The sequence below is a fragment of the Bacillus sp. 3G2 genome, from assembly GCF_044324725.1.
GTDB classification, from domain to species: Bacteria; Bacillota; Bacilli; order Bacillales; family Bacillaceae_G; genus Bacillus_A; species Bacillus_A mobilis.
This window is the reverse complement of the sequence record NZ_CP172246.1, coordinates 668,571-688,563: the sequence shown is the minus strand read 5'-3', so window position 1 is coordinate 688,563 and position 19,993 is coordinate 668,571. Positions and strand designations below refer to the sequence as shown.

18 protein-coding genes are annotated in these 19,993 nt (G+C 35.7%); 9 read left to right on the top strand and 9 right to left on the bottom strand.

Going from position 1 to position 19,993, the window contains the following annotated elements; all coding sequences use genetic code 11:
• Positions 1 to 8 precede the first annotated feature (8 nt).
• The 3 genes from rbsR to ACHZK0_RS03410 all read right to left on the bottom strand — a co-directional run bounded on the left by rbsR (position 9) and on the right by ACHZK0_RS03410 (position 3,210).
• Complete coding sequence (gene rbsR / locus ACHZK0_RS03420; protein ID WP_395761155.1) at positions 9 to 980, bottom strand: ribose operon transcriptional repressor RbsR; 972 nt, start codon at positions 978 to 980, stop codon at positions 9 to 11.
• Positions 981 to 1,118: 138 nt separating this feature from the next.
• Positions 1,119 to 2,732 carry an MDR family MFS transporter gene (locus tag ACHZK0_RS03415; protein WP_262741576.1) on the bottom strand — a complete coding sequence of 538 codons (1,614 nt, stop codon included), beginning with the start codon at positions 2,730 to 2,732 and terminating at the stop codon, positions 1,119 to 1,121.
• Positions 2,733 to 2,751: 19 nt separating this feature from the next.
• A complete protein-coding gene (locus ACHZK0_RS03410) occupies positions 2,752 to 3,210 on the bottom strand; it encodes a MarR family winged helix-turn-helix transcriptional regulator (RefSeq protein ID WP_001132365.1) in 459 nt (152 codons plus the stop codon).
• 269 nt (positions 3,211 to 3,479) lie between these two features.
• On the opposite strand from ACHZK0_RS03410, the gene glpT reads away from it, so the two are divergent.
• The 6 genes from glpT to opp4A all read left to right on the top strand — a co-directional run bounded on the left by glpT (position 3,480) and on the right by opp4A (position 10,737).
• A complete protein-coding gene (gene glpT / locus ACHZK0_RS03405) occupies positions 3,480 to 4,829 on the top strand; it encodes a glycerol-3-phosphate transporter (RefSeq protein WP_270341995.1) in 1,350 nt (449 codons plus the stop codon).
• Positions 4,830 to 5,113: 284 nt separating this feature from the next.
• On the top strand, positions 5,114 to 6,133 hold the full coding sequence (locus tag ACHZK0_RS03400) for an ABC transporter ATP-binding protein (RefSeq protein WP_262741578.1): 1,020 nt from the start codon (positions 5,114 to 5,116) through the stop codon (positions 6,131 to 6,133).
• Positions 6,120 to 7,046 (top strand): ABC transporter ATP-binding protein, encoded by a 927-nt coding sequence (locus ACHZK0_RS03395; RefSeq protein WP_048541747.1) that lies wholly within the window; start codon positions 6,120 to 6,122, stop codon positions 7,044 to 7,046. The genes ACHZK0_RS03400 and ACHZK0_RS03395 overlap by 14 nt, the downstream gene beginning before the upstream one ends.
• A gap of 14 nt (positions 7,047 to 7,060) precedes the next feature.
• Positions 7,061 to 8,026 (top strand): oligopeptide ABC transporter permease, encoded by a 966-nt coding sequence (gene opp4B / locus ACHZK0_RS03390; protein WP_098090640.1) that lies wholly within the window; start codon positions 7,061 to 7,063, stop codon positions 8,024 to 8,026.
• A gap of 17 nt (positions 8,027 to 8,043) precedes the next feature.
• Positions 8,044 to 8,949 (top strand): ABC transporter permease, encoded by a 906-nt coding sequence (locus ACHZK0_RS03385; protein ID WP_237981610.1) that lies wholly within the window; start codon positions 8,044 to 8,046, stop codon positions 8,947 to 8,949.
• A gap of 12 nt (positions 8,950 to 8,961) precedes the next feature.
• Entirely contained in the window at positions 8,962 to 10,737 is a 1,776-nt protein-coding gene (opp4A, locus tag ACHZK0_RS03380; RefSeq protein WP_237981609.1) for an oligopeptide ABC transporter substrate-binding protein, read from the top strand.
• A gap of 100 nt (positions 10,738 to 10,837) precedes the next feature.
• Here opp4A and ACHZK0_RS03375 read toward each other — a convergent pair whose 3' ends face one another.
• From ACHZK0_RS03375 to ACHZK0_RS03360, 4 genes are all read right to left on the bottom strand, one after another.
• Positions 10,838 to 10,963 carry a DUF4027 family protein gene (locus ACHZK0_RS03375; RefSeq protein WP_237981608.1) on the bottom strand — a complete coding sequence of 42 codons (126 nt, stop codon included), beginning with the start codon at positions 10,961 to 10,963 and terminating at the stop codon, positions 10,838 to 10,840.
• Positions 10,964 to 11,174: 211 nt separating this feature from the next.
• Positions 11,175 to 11,597 (bottom strand): universal stress protein, encoded by a 423-nt coding sequence (locus tag ACHZK0_RS03370; protein WP_395761154.1) that lies wholly within the window; start codon positions 11,595 to 11,597, stop codon positions 11,175 to 11,177.
• Between the two features lie 65 nt (positions 11,598 to 11,662).
• Complete coding sequence (locus ACHZK0_RS03365) at positions 11,663 to 13,114, bottom strand: SulP family inorganic anion transporter (protein ID WP_395761153.1); 1,452 nt, start codon at positions 13,112 to 13,114, stop codon at positions 11,663 to 11,665.
• 308 nt (positions 13,115 to 13,422) lie between these two features.
• Positions 13,423 to 14,670 carry a cell wall-binding repeat-containing protein gene (locus tag ACHZK0_RS03360; RefSeq protein WP_395761152.1) on the bottom strand — a complete coding sequence of 416 codons (1,248 nt, stop codon included), beginning with the start codon at positions 14,668 to 14,670 and terminating at the stop codon, positions 13,423 to 13,425.
• Positions 14,671 to 14,844: 174 nt separating this feature from the next.
• On the opposite strand from ACHZK0_RS03360, the gene ACHZK0_RS03355 reads away from it, so the two are divergent.
• Positions 14,845 to 15,522 (top strand): response regulator transcription factor, encoded by a 678-nt coding sequence (locus tag ACHZK0_RS03355; RefSeq protein ID WP_262741864.1) that lies wholly within the window; start codon positions 14,845 to 14,847, stop codon positions 15,520 to 15,522.
• Between the two features lie 11 nt (positions 15,523 to 15,533).
• Complete coding sequence (locus ACHZK0_RS03350) at positions 15,534 to 16,919, top strand: sensor histidine kinase (protein ID WP_262741863.1); 1,386 nt, start codon at positions 15,534 to 15,536, stop codon at positions 16,917 to 16,919.
• A gap of 19 nt (positions 16,920 to 16,938) precedes the next feature.
• Here ACHZK0_RS03350 and ACHZK0_RS03345 read toward each other — a convergent pair whose 3' ends face one another.
• Positions 16,939 to 17,460, bottom strand: coding sequence for a dihydrofolate reductase family protein (locus ACHZK0_RS03345; protein WP_000085843.1), 522 nt, complete (start codon positions 17,458 to 17,460; stop codon positions 16,939 to 16,941).
• Between the two features lie 80 nt (positions 17,461 to 17,540).
• Between ACHZK0_RS03345 and ACHZK0_RS03340 the strand changes: the two genes are divergently transcribed.
• Positions 17,541 to 18,521, top strand: coding sequence for a helix-turn-helix transcriptional regulator (locus ACHZK0_RS03340; RefSeq protein ID WP_395761151.1), 981 nt, complete (start codon positions 17,541 to 17,543; stop codon positions 18,519 to 18,521).
• A 466-nt stretch (positions 18,522 to 18,987) separates the two neighbouring features.
• Here the strand turns inward: ACHZK0_RS03340 and ACHZK0_RS03335 are convergent, their stop codons facing one another.
• Complete coding sequence (locus tag ACHZK0_RS03335; protein WP_395760591.1) at positions 18,988 to 19,830, bottom strand: lysostaphin resistance A-like protein; 843 nt, start codon at positions 19,828 to 19,830, stop codon at positions 18,988 to 18,990.
• Positions 19,831 to 19,993: the final 163 nt, after the last annotated feature.

Below are 19,993 nucleotides of genomic sequence, written 5' to 3'. Positions count from 1 at the left end.
TCATCTCCTTACTTCGTTGTATTTCGTTCTATAATTTCAATCGGCAAACGATAGTGTTTCTCTTCTAATGTATTTCCTTCCATTTGCTCTAACAACAACTCTGTTGCAATTTTCCCCATTTCATATATCGGTTGTGCAACAGTTGTAATAGATGGATACATCATCTCTGTTAAAGAAATCCCATCAAATCCAATAATTTGTAAATCATCCGGAATAGAAATCCCCTTTTGAAGTGCAGCCTTTACAATACCTATTGCAATTAAATCATTTCCAGCAACAATGCCATCAATATGTGGGTATTCTTCTAATAATTCCACCGCTACACGCTCACTATTAGCTGGATCAAATGTACTCTCTGCGATCATATAAGAAAGATTATTTTGCGTAATAACGTCTACAAAACCTTCAAAACGTTCATTAGCGGTGCTTACGTCACGCGGTCCGCGAATATGTGCAATATGTTTACAGCCTTTATCTATTAATAACTTTGTCGCTGCCTGACTCCCTGCATAGTTATCTGCATATACAGTAGGAATACGCTCATTAAACATACGGTCAATTGCAACAACTGGAACAGACAACTTCATGTAATTAACACTATTTTGTGGATTTGTTGCTACAATAAATCCATCCACATTATTTTGCCTAAGTACATCAATATATTGCTTTTCTTTCTCTAAACTCTCATCAGAGTTACAAAGGACAACTGTGTATCCTTGCTTATGCGCTACATCTTCTACGGCACGTGCAACTTCCGGAAAGAATGGATTCACGATATTGGGAACAACTAAACCAATTAAACGAGATTTTTTATTATACAGTGAACGCGCTACTGTACTAGGTTTATAATCTAGCATCTCAATTGCTCGCTCTACTTTCTTTAATGTATCTTCATGAACATATCCATTTTTATTTAACACTCTGGAAACGGTCGCAACAGATACTCCCGCTAATTTTGCAACGTCTTTAATCGTACTCATTCTCTTCCCTCTCCATTTCATGTAACCGTTTACAGAAAATAATATAACGCATTTCTATAAATACGTCAATCATTTCTCACGAAAAAGCTTTTAAGGTTATACTCAAAAAAAGCACCGCCATAAGGCGATGCTTTTTCATTACGAATATGATACAGTTTGTTCTTTTTCTTCTGCAGCTGGCTCTTCAGCACCTTTTTTACGATCTGATAGTTTAATCTTCTGTAAGAAAATCGTAAAGATGGCACCTACCACGATAAATACTAATCCTGTTAAGAATACAGTATGAAGCGAGTCTACTAAAGAGTTTTTCAAAATAGGTACAATGCTGTTAGCAAACGCTTCTGGCATTTGTTTTAATGCCTCTGGACTAAATAGCATCGAATATAAACCTTGTGGATCTGTGTGAATCATATCTTTAAATTTCGTTACCATTTGTCCCGCTTCTTTCGGGAATGTATCTAATACAGGTACTAATTTATTTGTTAACGTTGTACCTGAAGTGTTATTCATAATTGATCCTAAAATTGTAATACCAAATGTTCCACCAATTTGACGGAAGAACTGACTTGATGACGTTACGACACCAAGGTCTTTTTTCGGGAAGCTTTCTTGTAACGCTAATGTTAATGTCGGCATTACAAGACCCATTCCTAAACCGATAACCATCATATAAGAAGTAGCTGTAAGCTTCGTTGTGTGCATATCCATCGTTGTTAATAACCAGAAACCACCGGCCATAATAAGCATACCTGCGATAATTTGTGGTTTTACACCAACTTTTAATACAAGTTGCCCACCGATAATACTCATTACAATCATTGTAATCATCATTGGAGTCATAATTGTTCCTGATTCAGCAGCACTTACTCCTACAATACCTTGCATGAAGAATGGTACGAACATAATCGCGCCGAACATTCCAATACTCATAAAGAATCCAATCGCATTCAGTATTGTAAATGTGCGATTTTTAAAGAAATGCATTGGTAAAATCGGCTCTTCAGCTTTCGTTTCAACAATAACAAAGCTAACGATACCAATTACAGCTAGTGCGAATAAACCGATAATTTGCCAAGAATCCCATGCATAATCTTTTCCGCCAAACGTTAGCGCAAGTAATAAACTTACAACACCTAGAATCATCGTAAAGATTCCAGCGATATCAATTTTAATTGGTCCTGTTTGTTTATGTGATTTTAATCCCATTGCAATAAAGATTGTTGCTAAAATACCAACCGGTAAGTTAATGTAGAATACCCATCTCCAGTTCACTGCATCTACAATCCAACCACCAACTTGTGGTCCAATTACAGAAGCAAGACCGTATAACGCACCAAAAATACCTTGCCATTTCGCACGTTCTTTTCCCGTGAACATATCTCCAATAATAATCATAGCCATTGGCATCATAATACCGCCACCAAGACCTTGAATACCACGGAAAATAATTAATTCTGTCATACCATTCGCCATACCACATAACGCCGAACCAATCATGAAAATAACTAGCCCTGTTATATATACGTTACGACGACCAAGTAAATCCGCTAATTTACCTGCAATTGGTACAACTGTCGTTGATGTTAACATATAAGCTGTCGTTAACCATGTCATTAAACTTAATCCGCCTAGGTCACCGACGATACGTGGCATTGCTGTACCAACAATTGTTCCATCTAATGCAGCAAATAGCATCGCGATTACTAAACCGATTAACAACAACTTTCTATTTTGATTTTCTTGTTGCTCCATGTAATCTCCTCAATTCCTCTTAGTTATTCTCTTTTTTCTCTTGTGTCCCGCAAATAATGGTTTCTAACTTCTCAAAGAGACGTAATAAATCTTCTCTTTCTTGCAACTCTAAATGTGAAAAGTATTTTGCAATATGCTCGTTGCGAGCTGTCATTGCCTCTTCTACTCTAGCTTTCCCCTTTTTCGTTAACTCGATGATGACAACACGACGGTCATCTTTGTCGTGATAGCGTTCTACAAGTTCTTGATCGATTAGACGATCAATCATCACTGTAATCGCGCTAGGCTTCACATACATCTTTTTTGCTAATGTTGTCGCTCTTGAAGCCCCATAATGATCTAAAATCTTTAAAATATAAAACTGCGGTGGTGTAAGTCCTGTTGCTTGCATTTGTTCTAATAACTCCGTCTGCATTTTCTTTCCAATCGAAAAGGCAAGAGCTTGAATTTTATCGATATGCGTCATATCATTTGGCATGTTATCCACCTCTTATTTAAACAATAAAATATTTAACGTATTTAAATATTAATCCTACGAACAAAATCCGTCAATACTTTTATTTATAAAAACGTTTACATTTTTGTCACAAAGTTGTATAATTTTCGACGAAGTTAATATTGACAGTCACGGAGAAACGGAGTACACGGCTATGAATCATAAAAAAGGAAACTTTTTTATATTTCATGGCCTTTTTATATTCTCTGTCTTAAAACGCTTCGAATTCATTAGGGGAGGATTTTCATTTTATGTTTTTCACACAATTATTTAAACCTGCGCCCCATGCGGAACGCTTACCAGCTGATCGCGTTGATAGCGAATACCGTAAATTACGTTTACAAGTATTCTTAGGTATCTTCATCGGCTATGCAGGTTACTACTTTGTTCGAAAAAACTTTTCACTAGCAATGCCATACTTAATCGAACAAGGCTTTAGTAAAGGGGAACTTGGGGTTATCCTTTCAGCAGTATCTATCGCTTACGGATTAAGTAAATTTCTTATGGGTATCGTATCCGACCGTTGTAATCCTCGCTACTTTTTAGCAGCTGGGCTATTTTTATCAGGTATCATTAATATTATTTTCGGCTCATTTTCTTTCATTACAACGAGCATTATACTTATGTTTGTCCTTCAGTTTTTAAATGGATGGGTACAAGGTATGGGATGGCCTCCTTGTGGTCGTACGATGGTTCACTGGTTCTCTATTAGTGAACGCGGTACAAAAATGTCTATTTGGAACGTCGCTCATAATGTCGGCGGCGCACTTATGCCTTCTCTTGTAACATTAGGCCTATATTTCTTTGCAAATGACTGGCATAGTATTTTTTACTTCCCAGGTATTCTTTCAATTTTAGTTGGTATTTATGTGTTAATTACGATGAAAGATACACCTCAATCTTGCGGATTACCTTCTATTGAAGAACATACTGGCGAATATCCACCAGATGAAAAAGTACAAGACCGCGAACGTGAACTTTCGGTAAAAGAAATTTTATTTAAATACGTACTAAACAATAAATTTTTATGGTACATCGCTATCGCGAACGTTTTTGTTTATTTCGTTCGCTACGGTGTTGTAGACTGGGCTCCTACTTATTTAGTAGAAGAAAAAAGCTTTACTCATAGTAGCTCACGTACAGCTTACGCTCTATATGAATGGGCTGGTATTCCAGGTACACTTCTTTGTGGCTGGATGAGTGATAAACTATTTAAAGGACGCCGCGCACCTGCTGGTATTTTATTTATGGTTGGTGTATTTATCGCCGTTCTTGTTTATTGGCTAAACCCTCCTGGGAATCCAATGGTTGATAGTATCGCACTTGTCGCGATTGGATTTTTAATTTACGGACCTGTTATGTTAATTGGTCTACATGCCCTTGACCTAGCGCCAAAGAAAGCTGCTGGAACTGCAGCAGGATTAACTGGCTTCTTCGGTTACTTAGGCGGAGCTTCTTTTGCTAGTGCCGCTATGGGCTTTATCGTAGATGCATTCGGATGGGATGGCGGATTCATCTTATTACTTGCATCTTGTGTACTTGCAATGTTCTTCCTTGCCCTTACTTTAAACACAGGGTCTGCAAAACAAAAGCAAGCTTAAGTACTAATATTATTCTTATCAAAAAAAGAGAGACTGTTCTTTCCAGAACACCTCTCTTTTTTCTACATATAATACTTTTTTCCTACAAAAGATTTATTTCCCTCTCACATATATGTTAGCGTTTTCAAATAACTTCAGCTACCACTACAACTGCATTCAATTTTTGTATAAAAAGATTTTTGAATATTTTCTCAACTTATGCTTGTCAAACATTGTCAATTTATATTAAAATAACAACAACATACAAAATATTTAGTCTTTTCTGAAAAGATGGAGGGATAGCCATGAAGAATCCACTTCTTCGCATTGAAAACTTACAGACTTCCTTTCGCATACAAGATCACTATCATGCCGCAGTTGATGATGTTTCGTTAACTGTCCATGAAAATGAAATTGTCGCGATCGTTGGTGAATCAGGTTGCGGAAAAAGTGCACTTGCCCTTTCTATTATGCGACTGCATAATGAAGCAAATACAAAATTACAAGGGCAGCTTAACTATAGAGATAAGGATCTACTAACTATGTCAGCCGCAGAGATGAATAAAGTACGCGGATCAAACATCGGTATGATTTTCCAAGAACCTCTTACAGCACTTGATCCTCTCATGACAGTTGGAAAACAAATCGAAGAAAACTTAGACTACCACACAAGCCTTTCAAAAGTTGAGAAGAAAGAACGCACCTTAGAACTACTCCATCAAGTTGGTATTCCAAAACCAGAACTTACATATAAACAATACCCACACGAATTATCTGGCGGAATGAGACAAAGAATTGTTATCGCAATTGCAATTGCTTGTAACCCAGCACTCATTATTGCTGATGAGCCAACAACGGCTCTTGACGTAACCATCCAAGCACAAATTTTAGACTTACTAAAATCTATTCAAGAACAAACGAAAATGGGCATCATTTTAATTACTCATGATTTAAGTGTTGTCGCAGAAACAGCCGATCGTATCGTCGTTATGTACGCTGGACAGGTTGTAGAAACAGGAAAAGTTGAAGAGATTTTTAATAACCCTCTTCACCCATATACTCGTTCTCTATTAAACTCCATTCCATCTGCGTATGCTGAAAAAGAAAAATTGCATGTAATTCAAGGGGTGGTTCCTACGTTAGCAAAGCTTCCTCGCACAGGTTGTCGCTTCCAAGCTCGAATTCCATGGATTAGACCTGATCAGCATGAGGAAAATCCAATTTTACATGAAGTAAAACCAGACCACTGGGTGCGTTGTACTTGCTACAAGCATTTCAACTTCCAAGATAAGAAAGGAGATGACGTAACTCATGGCACTGCTTAAAGTAGAAGACTTAAAAGTACATTTCCCAATTAAAGGTGGTTTCTTCGGCCGCACATTAGATTACGTGCGTGCTGTCGATGGTGTAAGTTTTGAATTACAACCGGGTGAAACATACGGGATCGTTGGTGAATCAGGAAGTGGTAAATCAACAACGGGTAAAGCAATTATGCATTTAACGAAAGCAACAGAGGGTAGCATTCATTTTAATAATAGAGATTTGACAAAGTTAAGTCGCTCTGAGCTACGTGAACAACGAAAAGATATTCAAATGATTTTCCAAGATCCATATTCATCATTAAATCCGAAGAAACGTGTTCTCGACATTATTGCTGAGCCTCTTCGAAATTTTGAGAAGCTCTCACCTGATGAAGAACGTAGAGCAGTTCAAGAATATCTTGATAAAGTTGGTCTAAATCCAGAGTCAATTTATAAATATCCACATGAATTTTCCGGTGGGCAAAGGCAGCGGATTGGTATTGCACGCGCTCTTACATTAAAACCGAAGCTTATTATCGCTGATGAACCTGTATCTGCGCTTGACGTCTCTGTACAGGCACAAGTATTAAACTTCTTGCAGGATCTACAAGCTGAGCTCGGACTAACATACTTATTCATTAGTCATGATTTAGGTGTCATTCGTCATATGTGTGACCGTATCGGTGTTATGTATCGTGGACGCATTGTCGAAGAAGCAACTAGTGCAGAAATTTATAGTAATCCGCAACATATTTATACGAAGCGCCTAATATCAGCAATTCCTGATATTCGTCCTGAAAATCGAGAACAACAACGTAAATTACGTCGTGAGGTCAGCACTGAATACGAAAAATCATACGAAAATTATTTCAATGAAAATGGCCGTGCTTACGATTTAAAACCAATCTCGCCAACGCATCGGGTGGCATTACCATAAGGGAGTGATAAATCATGTGGAAGTTTATATTACGGAGATTTTTAGTAATGATCCCGCAATTATTCGTGTTAAGTGTACTTGTCTTTCTACTAGCTAAGGCAATGCCAGGCGATGCCTTAACCGGCAGAGCAATGAATCCAAAAGCGGATCCAAAAGTAATTGAAGAACAACGTGAAAAGCTTGGATTAAATGACCCAGTTACAACACAATATGTTCGCTGGATTAAAAATGCAGTCCAAGGTGACTTTGGTATTTCCTATGCACATAAAATGAAAGTAACCGAATTAATTGGAGAACGACTTGGAAATACAGTATCTTTAGCACTTGTTATTCTTATTCTTACTTATTTAATTGCCATACCACTGGGAGTTATAAGTGGACGGTGGAATGATACATGGGCTGATCGACTCATTACCATTTACAACTATCTAGGTTTTGCTACACCACTATTTATATTTGCACTAGTTATGCTCTTCCTATTTGGATTTAAGTTTGCAATATTCCCAACCGGCGGTAGCGTAGATCCTCAAGTTGCAACAGGTACATTTGCTTACTATTTAAGCAAATTGAATCACATGCTACTACCAGCTTTATCCGGGGCATTAATTGCAACAGTTGGTACTGTTCAATATTTACGAAGCGAAATTATTGATACGAAACATAAAGATTTTGTTCGTACAGTAAGGGCAAAAGGTGTTCCAGAATCAAAAATCTATTCTAGACATATTTTACGAAATTCATTCTTACCAATTGCAGCCTTCTTAGGCTATGAAATTACGGGATTAGTTGGCGGTGCCATCTTTTTAGAAAGTATTTTTAGCTATCCAGGAATTGGACAACTATTTATACAATCTATCTCTCAACGTGATTTTAGTGTAATAACTGCACTCGTTATGTTTACTGGATTTGCAACGTTACTTGGAACTCTCCTTTCAGATATTATTCTAAGCATCGTCGATCCACGTATTCGTATTGATTAAAGAAAGGAGATGACGTTATGTTAGCAAACCCTGAAAAACAAACTGAAGTTATTCATTACGAAAAAAGCCCTTCTGGTTTCTCTATTATGTGGCGAGAACTTCGTAAAGATAAATTGGCAATGTTTTCACTTATTTTCCTAGCAATCTTATTACTAGCAGTCTACGCAACATCTTTTATTATGAAACAAGAAGATATTGTACGAGTTGATCTATTCGCTATTTATGCTCCTCCCTCTGCTGAACATTGGTTAGGAACAGATTACGGAGGACGCGATATTTTCGGTCAACTTATTATTGGTACACGTAACTCATTTACAATTGGATTAGCAATTACTATTCTTTCTTGTTTAATTGGACTTTCAATTGGATTAATTGCCGGGTATTTTGGAGGAGCTATTGATAATATCATTATGCGCATTATCGACTTTGTTATGGTTTTACCATTTTTAATGCTTGTAATTGTATTCATTACACTTGTTCCTACATTCAATATTTTCACTTTCATTTTAATTATGAGCGTGTTCTTATGGACAGGAAAGGCCAGATTAATTCGTTCAAAAGTATTAACTGAAAAAGAACTAGATTATGTCTCTGCATCTAAAACTTTAGGAACACCAAACTGGAAAATCATTCTTTTCCAAGTACTACCTAACTTAAGTTCAATTATCATTGTTAGCGTTACATTAAATCTTGCTGGAAACATCGGTATTGAATCTGGTCTAACTTTCTTAGGATTTGGTCTACCAGAAAGTACACCAAGCCTTGGTACACTTGTTAGTTATGCTAGAAATCCAGATGTATTACAAGAGAAATGGTGGATTTGGTTACCCGCATCAATCATGATTTTAGCATTGATGCTGTGTATAAATTTTATTGGTCAAGCGCTACGTCGTTCGGCCGACGCAAGACAAAGAAAAGGATAAGGGGTGGAAGAAATGACAAATAAGCCAAAGTTTTTCAAAGTATTAAGTACACTTGCAGTTTCAACATTACTACTTTCAGCATGTGGGGGCAGTGGTGGTAGTGAAAAAACGAGCAGCACAAAAAAAGTAGATACAAATAAATTTAGTGCATCTGTTAAAAATGATAAAAAGGAAATTAAAGATGGTTCATTAACATATGGTCTTGTTTCTAACACACCATTTGAAGGACTTTTAAATTTCGCTGTATATGAAGGAGATCCTGATAACCAAGTCATTACAATTTTTGATGAATCTTTATTATCAAATGACGAAAACTGGGAATACACGAATGATGGCGCTGCTACATATGAAATTTCTAAAGATAAAAAGACAATTACACTAAAAATCAAAGATAATGTAAAATGGCATGATGGAAACCCTGTTACTGCTGAGGATTTAGAATACTCTTATCTAGTGATTGGTAGTAAAAAATATGCCGGTTCTCGCTATGACACTCAAATGCAAATGATTGAAGGTATGGAAGATTACCACAATGGAAAAGCCGAAAAAATTTCGGGTATTAAGGTAACGGATCCGAAAACAATTTCGATTACATTTAAAGAGCCGAATCCTTCAGTGAAAACGGGACTTTGGACATACCCTCTTCATAAAAAATATTTAGCAGATGTACCAATTGATAAATTAGCAGAATCTGATAAAATTCGTAAAAATCCAATTGGTTTCGGACCTTTTAAAGTGAAGAAAATTACACCAGGAGAATCTGTTGAATTTGAACGTTTTGATGACTACTATGGCGGAAAACCAAAACTAAAAAGTATGGTTTTAAAAGTTGTTAACCCTTCCGTTGTTAACGCGTCCTTAAAAAATGGTGATATTGACATTGCTGAAGTAAGTGCAGATCAGTATCCAAATGTAAGTAAATTAAAAAATGCACAATTAGTCGGTAAAACCGATTTATATTATAGCTATATCGGTTTTAAATTAGGACATATGGATAAAGAAAAAGAAGAAGTAGTGATGGATAAGGAGAAATTTAAAGATGTTCGTGTACGTCAAGCAATGGCGTATGCTATTGATCGAAAAGAAATTGGTGAAAAGTTATATCATGGCCTACGCTATCCAGCTAACTCACCAATCCCACCATCTCTACCAAAATATCATAACAATAAAATTGGTGCCTATGATAAAGATGTAGAGAAAGCTAAAAAATTATTAGATGAAGCTGGCTATAAAGATACGAACGGAGATGGATTCCGTGAAGATCCGAATGGTAAAGAATTTAAAGCTAATTTCTTATCAATGAGTGGTAGCGATGTAAGTGAACCACTTGCAAAATTCTTTATTCAATCTTGGAAAGACATCGGTCTAAAAGTAGAGCTGCTTGATGGTCGCTTACATGAATTCAACTCATTCTACGATATGATTAAAAAAGATGATCCAAAAGTAGATCTTTTCGCGGCAGCTTGGGGAACTGCATCTGATCCAGATCCTTCTGGTATTTGGGCTAAAGGCGCATCGTTCAATTACACACGTTGGGCTACTGACAAAAACACAGAATTATTAAAACAAGGTATTTCTCCAGAAGCTGCTGATGAAAAGTACCGTAAAGATGTCTACGACAAATGGCAAAAATTAGTTCATGATGAAGTACCATTAATTCCACTTCATTATAAATTTGACTTAAAAGGTGTAAATAATCGCGTAAAAGATTATAAATATACACCAGAAGATCAATATAAATGGGGTAAAGTTAGCGTAACAAGCGATAAAGCAGAAACAGAGAAATAATAAAATAGCTCCTGGCACTGAGATACATGCCAGGAGCTATTTTTTATTTACAATCCTTTTCTTACTATTTATAACAACCAATTCCTTCCCTACTCTAAGATTAAAAAATTTGATGAATCATCTTTATTACAACGGCTAACGTAACCGATGCAACAAATCCCCCTAAACAAATAAGACCGACACCTTGGCTATATGATAAATTTTGAAGTGTTTTCATCTTTTTCATCCTCCCTATCTCTCCTTCGTTATTTTTATTTTACCAACGGAATAATTTTCATAACATCGATTTTTCTGACAACAAACTTACAAATTTGTAAGTTAACGATTTCTCTTTAAACTTATATATCTAGTATGTCCACACTCTCTCACTTTATACGCAAAAAAAGACCTCGAATTACATCAAGGTCTTGCTTACACTACAGAATATCTCACTCAATTTATTTTATAATCATTACCGGACATTTCACACGTTTTGCTATTTTATGACTGACACTACCAAGCACCATCTCTTGCAGTGTATTTAATCCTCTACTTCCAGCGATAACAAGATCTATATCCCCTGTATTTACATATTGAACGAGCGTATCTCCAGGATCACCATGTAATATCGTAATTGTATAAGAAATGTTCTCTTTCTTTAATAAACCTTCAATCTCTTTTAATTTATCTTTTCGACTAGCCGATATTGTTTCTAAATCTGTTTGACCTTGTATAATATCTGATTTTGCCGTTCTATTATCTACTACGTACACAACTTCAACATTTGTTTCTTCATTAAATTTCGCAATATATGTTGCATGTTCCGCTGCTCGAAGTGCATGTTCAGAACCGTCACATGCTAATATAATTTGTTTGTACATATGCTGAATCCCCTTTTCGTTATCCTACTCGTATTATATAATAAAGCCCCCTAAAAAGGAGGCTTCTAACTTGCAATTCTTTTATTATAAGTAGCTAAATTTGAAATGATTTTCGAGCTTCGTTCATTTAATCCCGTTATACTTACTTTCACGCCACTTTGCTCATACTTCATGATAACTTTATCAATTGCGACTACCGCTGAATCGTCCCATACGTGTGCGTTGGTAAAATTCAACTCAATTTCTTTTACATCTTCATTGAATGAAAAGTTATTTATAAAGTCTGCTGTAGATGCAAAGAACAGTTGACCGTGAATTTCGTATATTTTCTTATTTTCAATATATAAATGTTTCACGTGAATCTTTGCCATATTGAATGCAAATAAAACCGCACTAATTACTGTTCCGATAATTACACCTAACGCTAAGTTATGTGTAATTAGGACAACAACAACTGTTACGATCATAACAAATGCGTTCCCTTTTGGTACTTTATGAATCGTTGTTACAGAGTTCCAATCAAACGTTCCGATTGAAACCATAATCATAACTGCAACTAATGCTGCCATCGGAATATGAACGACATAGTCACCTAAAACAAATAGTAATACGATTAAAAATCCACCCGCTACAAATGTTGATAAACGACCTCGTCCACCTGATTTAATATTAATAACAGATTGTCCAATCATTGCACATCCTGCCATTCCTCCGAAGAAACCAGCGACAATGTTTGCAATACCTTGCCCACGTGCTTCCTTATGTTTATTACTTTCCGTATGCGTCATATCATCTAAAACTGAAGCTGTTAATAAAGACTCTAGTAAACCGATAATTGCAAGCATAACTGCGTACGGTAAAATAATCCCTAATGTCTCAAGTGTAAAAGGTATGTCAGGAATGCTAAAGAACGGTAACTCTTTCGGCAGGCTTCCCATATCCCCGACTGTTTTTAACTGTAATCCGCTCATAAGTGCAATACTTGTCACAATAATAATGGAAATAAGTGTAGACGGTACAGCTGTCGTAATACGTGGAAATACATATATAATTGCAAGTCCTAACGCGACAAGTGCATACATTTGCCAAGTTGCATTTTTAAAATGTGGCAATTGCGCTGTAAAAACTAAAATTCCAAGTGAATTTAAAAACCCACTCATAACGGATTTAGGAACAAACTTCATAAATGAACTCAGTTTGAACACGCCAAAAATAATTTGGACAATACCCGTTAATATTGTTGTAGCAAATAAGTATTGCAAACCGTGATCTTTAACGAGCGTCACCATTAATAATGCCATTGCACCTGTTGCAGCTGAAATCATCCCAGTTCGTCCACCAACAAATGAAATGGTAACTGCAATACAAAAGGCTGCGTATAACCCAACGGTCGGATCCACGCCTGCAATAACAGAGAAAGCAATCGCTTCTGGAATTAACGCTAAAGCGACAACAATTCCTGATAGTACGTCCCCTCTCACATTGGAGAACCAATCATTTTTTATCGTTTGAAACAAAATACCACTCCTCTACTCTTTTATCCCGCATTAACGGGCAGTAAGACCCCCACCTCAAAATTCAGCGGAAGCAAAGAAGTTAGGTGGGGATCAACTGCCCATAAAAGCCCGATTGGTTCAACTAATAACCAGTGGGGGATGAACAAAACCCCCACTGATTAAAATTTCACTTTATCATTTGATTTTCTCCATAAGAAAATCTAAGCCGACTGCACGAAGGCTATTATATAACGAGTAGAGATATTTTTGCTATGTAAAAGTTTCCTAAAGAAAAAGGCACTACCTTAGTAGCGCCCTTGTTCATTATATTAATGTCCACCGTGCCCTTGACCACTTTCTTGTACAATCTCTAACCTCTCATCCAATATACCTTGTGTTTCAAATGAAATATCACTCGTACTTCCTAATAAGAAACCGTGATTATACGGTCCAAGCGTTGGGTCATCTTTAAACTTCGGCTGAATACTAGCAAGGAAATCATACACTGGTTGTGAAGCTTTACCTTCTCCTAACAATACGACAGGTGCGTGTTTACCCATATGCGAAAAAGGTGCTCCTGCAACTGCTAAGTCTGGTGTTTTGCTTGAAACAAATGATAAACCGTGACCTGGTTTTGTGAACCCCCAGCCAAATTTCGTTTTTGTATCTTTAAATTTCGCAAAGGCAACGGAATTTTCTGTTGGGGTTTCACCACTAATACGCGTTACTTTCCCATATTTACTTAACTCTTTTTCTACTGTTTTTGAAATGATTTTTTCTGGTCCTAATACATATATATTCACTTTATCTTTCCTCATCTTTAATGCCTCTATCGTCGCTTCTGGCACCTTATCTTTTTCTGTATATAAAAGCGGTTCTGGCATATGAGAGATCCAATTTACAGCTGGTGTTGTATATAAACGCCCTTCTTCTTCAGACGAACCGATAATAACACTATTTGGATAGCTTCCTGTTATATCGGCATATTCTTTATCCACATCTTTAGCAAATATAGCTGGATCCGTTTCTTTTATTTGCTTTACTTTATACTCTTTCAATTGCTCTAGGATAGATGCACCTACATCCCCCATCACCATAATTTGTGTGCCATCTTTCGTTCCGAGCGGATTTAATCGTTGTATTTCTTTTAACGTCATTTCAGGTACCTTTTCTTTTTCTATAAATAAAATCGGCCCGTTATTCGGATGATGAATAAGATCCGCACTCGCAATGCCTAATTGCCACTCGTTTACTGGTACTAAAATAATAGCGCCTGGCTGATTCTCTTTATGCGTTGCTGGCCATATCGTTTGCGAAGTTAATACTGCCATTTGCAAAGGATCGCTTGCGTTTAATCTCGTTACATTTTTTAAGCTTGTCGTTAATAAATCATTCGATGCCTCTTCGTTCATTTCTTTCGGCGCAGTTACCTCCTGATTCATTTTCATTTCCTTTTGCTCTGTTTTTTTCTCTTCTTTAGATTCATGATTTTTATGATCCGTTTTCGTTTGTCCACATGCAGCAAGACCAACTGCCGTAATTATTGTTATCCCAAAAATTCGGGTCATCTTTTTCACTATACCGCCTCCGTATAAATCGTTTTCGAGCCAATATGATTACCTAAAATGGAATTTCAACTTTACAATAACAAGCAATTCTGAAGAAATTATGCAGATGCATGATAATCTGCACCATTTCTTCATGATTTTGACTTACAATTTAAGTAATAACTACAAATGTGGAGGTACTCTATGGTCGATATACTACTCGTAGATGATGAGCCGAGAATGCTTGAATTATTAACACTTTATCTTACTCCAATCGGATACAACTGCGTATGTGCAGTATCCGGGGAAGAAGCTATTTTACATATAGAAAATCGAAGCTTCAAATTTGTTTTACTCGATATCATGATGCCAAAGATGGATGGTTGGGAAACGTGCAAAAGAATTCGATCATTTAGTAACGTTCCTATTATTATGGTAACGGCCCGTGATCAAACAGTAGATGTCATTCAAGGGTTAAAACTTGGAGCAGATGATTACGTAACGAAACCTTTCCATGAAGAAGAGCTTTTCGCAAGAATTGAAGCTGTTTTAAGGCGGACGAATCAACGTACGCAAATCCAATATCACGGTATTTTATGGGATGAGGCAAAGCATTTCATCTCTGTCGATAATGAAGAACTTCTTCTCACTCCAATCGAATTCTCTTTACTCGGATTATTTTTACGTCATGTGAACTACGTATTAAGCCGTGATCAGCTCATTGAACGAATTTGGGGACTAAATACAAATACGGAAGATAGAACAGTCGATTCACATATTCGTAATTTGCGTGATAAATTACGAAAAGTAAATTTCCCTATTGATCACCATTTAAAAACTGTTTACGGAGTCGGGTATCGATGGGTTGATACTCTAGAGTAAGGAGCAAAACGATGAAGCGAATTTCTATTCAACTCGGATTTTATTTTTTAATTGTTACACTGTTAATCGAAAGTGTTCTATTTGTCTTGCTTTATTATAGCCTTGTCAACAATAGAGTAAATGAAGAAATGACGGCTTTATTAAAGCGTGGAAATAGTCACCGAGATGTCCTTGAAAAGTATTTTGATAAGCAAACAATCTCCCATGTTGCACTAATGGAATCCGAAGCCGAAACCACTGTTGTTATTACAGATGCAAATAAGGGTGTGCTAGCTAAATCCAATGAAATAAATACTACGATAAAAAAGCATATTGAAAAGATGCAAACACGGACAGATCATGACGGAGCAATTATAGAGAATCATTGGAAAACATCTAATTATATATGTACAGTAAGCCCCATTGTAGTGGCTGGAAAAACGGAAGGCTATGTATATATGTTTCTCGGAACAGAATCAATCGAGGAAATGGTTAACGGGCTAACAAAACAATTCATTATTGCCGGAGTCATTACGTTTCTATTAACAGTCATCACCATCTTTCTATTATCACGGTTGTTAACAAAACCATTGTTACACATGAAACATGCCACTGAAAAAATGAGTAAAGGCGATTTATCCGTTTCGTTAACGACTACTCGAAATGACGAAATTGGTGAACTAGCATCGTCTATTCAAACGCTTGCTAATGATTTACATTATATGAAAACAGAGCGAAGTGAATTTCTAGCAAGTGTTGCTCATGAATTACGAACACCGTTAACATACGTAAGAGGCTATGCTGACATTGCTTTAAAAGAAACCACATCTCCTGAGCAACGTTTGCGATATTTATCTATTATAAAAGATGAGTCTGATTATATTACGAACTTAGTTCAAGATTTATTTTCACTTGCACGAATGGAACAACATAACTTTTCTATTCGAGTAAAGGAAGTACATTTACACACCTGCCTTACTCGCATAGCCGAAAAAGTAAATGCCATGTATAAAGAAAGATACATTACAGTTTCTTTCTCTTGTCCTCCTACACTGCTAGTAAATTTAGATGACCAGCGATTTGAACAAGTTATAATAAACATTTTAAATAACGCTTATAGACATTCAAAAGAACATTCTCATATAAACATTTCTGTTACAGAAGAACATAAAAATATCTCTATTACAATTGAAGATGAAGGCGAAGGCATTCCTCCTGAAGACCTCCCTCACATCTTCGACCGCTTTTATCGAGTTGATAAAGCAAGATCACGAGCTACAGGTGGAACTGGTTTAGGACTATCTATCGTAAAAGAAATTGTAGAACTACACGGCGGGAATATTGCTGTAACGAGCGAAGTTGATCACGGGTCTTGCTTTATCATTTCATTACCCTCTATACAAAAACACGACTATTGATGGTAGTCGTGTTTTTGTATCATTTTACTTTATAATATAAATTTACAAATTGCCCAAAACGTTTCGTATCGGTTAAAGTTAAATTAATTTCTGGATTCTTGTCTTGAAATAATGGAACTCCAGAACCTAATATATGCGGTGTAATCGTAACGATATATTCATCAATTAGATTATTTTTAAAGAACTCACTCAGTAAACTTCCTCCACCAACCATCCATATTTTAGATCCTTCTTGTGCTTTTAACCTTTTAGTAAACTCCACTACATCTTCATTTACAAACTCCACGTTTCCGTCTGAGCCTTTTTCTGAACGAGAAAAAACATAACATGCTTTATCTAAGTAAGGGAATGTTTCCGTATGCTCTACTACATAATCGTACGTTCGTTTCCCCATAATTATTGTATCAATCGTTTCATACATTTCTGTATAACCGTTATCTCCCTCTCCTTCGGTTTCCATTAACCACTCTAAATCATCATTCTCTTTCGCAATATATCCATCCAAACTAGCTGCTATAAATAAAACAACTTCACGTGACATCTCTTTTCCTCCTTGCATCTCATCTTGATTACATTATGATGTAAACAATATACTATCAATAAAACACGACAATTTATGTCATGTTTAAAAAGAAAAAGGTGATACATTTGTCAAAAGCTAAACGCTTATTAGATATTCTTATATTCGCTTCTACAAAAAGAACATTTACAGCTCAAGAAATAGCTGATGAATTTAATATTTCCGTTCGTACTGTCCATAGATACATTTTAGATTTAAGCGATATGGGATTACCTATTTATGCAGAACAAGGTCGTAACGGGGGATATAAAGTATTAACGAATAAAGTCATTCCCCCTATTTTATTTACCGAAGAAGAAGCAGTATCCATCTTTTTTGCTTTTCAGTCTTTAAGCTACTACAGGGACTTGCCTTTTAACACAGAAATCAACTCCGTTACGCATAAACTGTATAGCTCTCTACAACATGATGCACAAGCGAAAGTTGATAAAATACGTTCTTATATCGCTTTTTGGAATCCGAAGAGAACAATTGATACCCCTCTATTAAACGAAGTGTTAACCGCGGCTATCGAAAATAAAAATTTACACTTTCAATACGAATCTAAATCAGGGATAAAAACAAAACATGTTCATCCTATCGGTGTATACGCTCACGATGGGCTATGGTACTTACCATCCTATGACTTCAGCAGAAAAAAAGTATTACTGTATCGCGTTGATCGTATTCTTTCCATATTATCAACAGAAGAAAATAAAGATACGTTCATGAATTTAGAAGAATGGTTCGACTCTAACTCTAACGTCATAAAAATTCCTATCCAATTACATGTTTTATTAACAACAGAAGGCGTACGCCAATGTAAAAGTGTTCCTTACCTTGAAGAGTTCGTTGTAGTAAACGAGGACGGGACCGGATATATACATTCAACAATTGATAAAGGTGAAATTAACTTTATTACCCCTCTGTTTTATAGACTTGGAAAAGATGCAAGAGTTTTAAAACCGAAAGAATTAATAGATGGTTTACGTATACGTGCGAAAGAAATTTTACATATGTATGAAGACGAAAAAAGCTGCTAGATATAAGCAGCTTTTTAGTCTAGTTGTTTCTATTTTTTTGAATGTTGACGAATGAAGAAGTAAAGAAAAGCCAAATTCCTCTATTTCAACTGAGAAATTTGGCTTTTTAATATTAAGATTGCCCTAACATTATAAATCCGCATTTTCCTTACTGTACCCCATCGCTATCAAGCAAATATTTTGGTATCTCTGAAACAAAAAAAATGTACATTTTCATCTTGAGATGTCAAGTTTCTCGTTCTGGGATATTTGCTTTTCTTAGATTAACGGGCATGGGGTACTGCCACATCCCCATCAACCTAAGAAAACAAATTAACCCCAAAACAAAAAAATCCTTCACATAATATATGAGAGAAAAGGATAGATAAAGGGATTTTAGCCTTATCTATCCTTTTCTGTATTACAAGTGATTACGTTTACTACTCAAAACTTCTATTACTGTTTTTATACACCATAACAAATTTAATTAGGTTGTGGTGTACTTTAAAGGCGGTAAACTATCATATCTTAATAGTTCAGAATGTCTTCTAATAAAAGGAATAATCCACATTAATCCAATTGTTATTAGCACAACAGACATTAAAAGAATGATAGTTAATTCAGGTTGTGCTGAAGATGTGCTTGTAGTTGTAGATTTTAAAGCAGAAAAGATATCTCTTAAAGCTACAATTATATTATTAACCATGTGAGCTATTATAGAAGGGAATAAACTTTTAGTTTTTAAGTACATCAAACAAGAAATAATCCCGAATATTGTGGTTCCAAATACATTGTTTAGATGCAAAACACCGAAGCAGATGGAAGAGAATATAACTGCTTTTTTTATTCCGAATTTATATGTAAAACGACTAAGAATAAAGCCTCTGAACAAAATTTCTTCACAGATAGGAGCAATGAAAGAAAGAGTTATAGCTTTCATTAAAACAAACCACATGCTTTGTGTTTTAATTATTTCGTTTGTATCCTCTAGCGAAGTGCTCTTTGGTATTAATGAGAATACCATTACGATTAGCAATAACATACCTAACCCGAAAATCATAGTCATAATTGCTGATGCAAAAATTTTTTTGAAAGAAAAGGAAGATGGTTTTGACAAGTAAGTTTTAAACGAGATATTATATCTTTTAAATTTAAAACCAATCCAAAACATAGGAATAGCATAAATTGAAATAATAAGAGCAATATTCAACTTTACATCTTTAGGAATTCCTGTGAATAATAAAGGCAAAATAAACATCATTATTGCAAAAGAGATAATAGCCCACATTAAAATAAACCTGGTTTTCATATGTTCAAAAATTTTATCCATTAATAGCCTCCTGTAGTTTCATGTATAGTATTCTATATTTTATTATATCATTTTAAAGGTATATTTTGGTATTTTATCTAATGTAGGTTGTCCGCCATTTTGGGTCACGTTAGATTGATATCAAGCTAAGATTTTACACTACCCATACAGCAACAATGAAGTG

Coding starts and splice junctions, on each gene's coding strand:
- rbsR (WP_395761155.1), bottom strand. CDS start 980: ATGAGTACGATTAAAGACGTTGCAAAATTAGCGGGAGTATCTGTTGCG.
- ACHZK0_RS03415 (WP_262741576.1), bottom strand. CDS start 2,732: ATGGAGCAACAAGAAAATCAAAATAGAAAGTTGTTGTTAATCGGTTTA.
- ACHZK0_RS03410 (WP_001132365.1), bottom strand. CDS start 3,210: ATGCCAAATGATATGACGCATATCGATAAAATTCAAGCTCTTGCCTTT.
- glpT (WP_270341995.1), top strand. CDS start 3,480: ATGTTTTTCACACAATTATTTAAACCTGCGCCCCATGCGGAACGCTTA.
- ACHZK0_RS03400 (WP_262741578.1), top strand. CDS start 5,114: ATGAAGAATCCACTTCTTCGCATTGAAAACTTACAGACTTCCTTTCGC.
- ACHZK0_RS03395 (WP_048541747.1), top strand. CDS start 6,120: ATGGCACTGCTTAAAGTAGAAGACTTAAAAGTACATTTCCCAATTAAA.
- opp4B (WP_098090640.1), top strand. CDS start 7,061: ATGTGGAAGTTTATATTACGGAGATTTTTAGTAATGATCCCGCAATTA.
- ACHZK0_RS03385 (WP_237981610.1), top strand. CDS start 8,044: ATGTTAGCAAACCCTGAAAAACAAACTGAAGTTATTCATTACGAAAAA.
- opp4A (WP_237981609.1), top strand. CDS start 8,962: ATGACAAATAAGCCAAAGTTTTTCAAAGTATTAAGTACACTTGCAGTT.
- ACHZK0_RS03375 (WP_237981608.1), bottom strand. CDS start 10,963: ATGAAAAAGATGAAAACACTTCAAAATTTATCATATAGCCAAGGTGTC.
- ACHZK0_RS03370 (WP_395761154.1), bottom strand. CDS start 11,597: ATGTACAAACAAATTATATTAGCATGTGACGGTTCTGAACATGCACTT.
- ACHZK0_RS03355 (WP_262741864.1), top strand. CDS start 14,845: ATGGTCGATATACTACTCGTAGATGATGAGCCGAGAATGCTTGAATTA.
- ACHZK0_RS03350 (WP_262741863.1), top strand. CDS start 15,534: ATGAAGCGAATTTCTATTCAACTCGGATTTTATTTTTTAATTGTTACA.
- ACHZK0_RS03345 (WP_000085843.1), bottom strand. CDS start 17,460: ATGTCACGTGAAGTTGTTTTATTTATAGCAGCTAGTTTGGATGGATAT.
- ACHZK0_RS03340 (WP_395761151.1), top strand. CDS start 17,541: ATGTTTAAAAAGAAAAAGGTGATACATTTGTCAAAAGCTAAACGCTTA.
- ACHZK0_RS03335 (WP_395760591.1), bottom strand. CDS start 19,830: ATGGATAAAATTTTTGAACATATGAAAACCAGGTTTATTTTAATGTGG.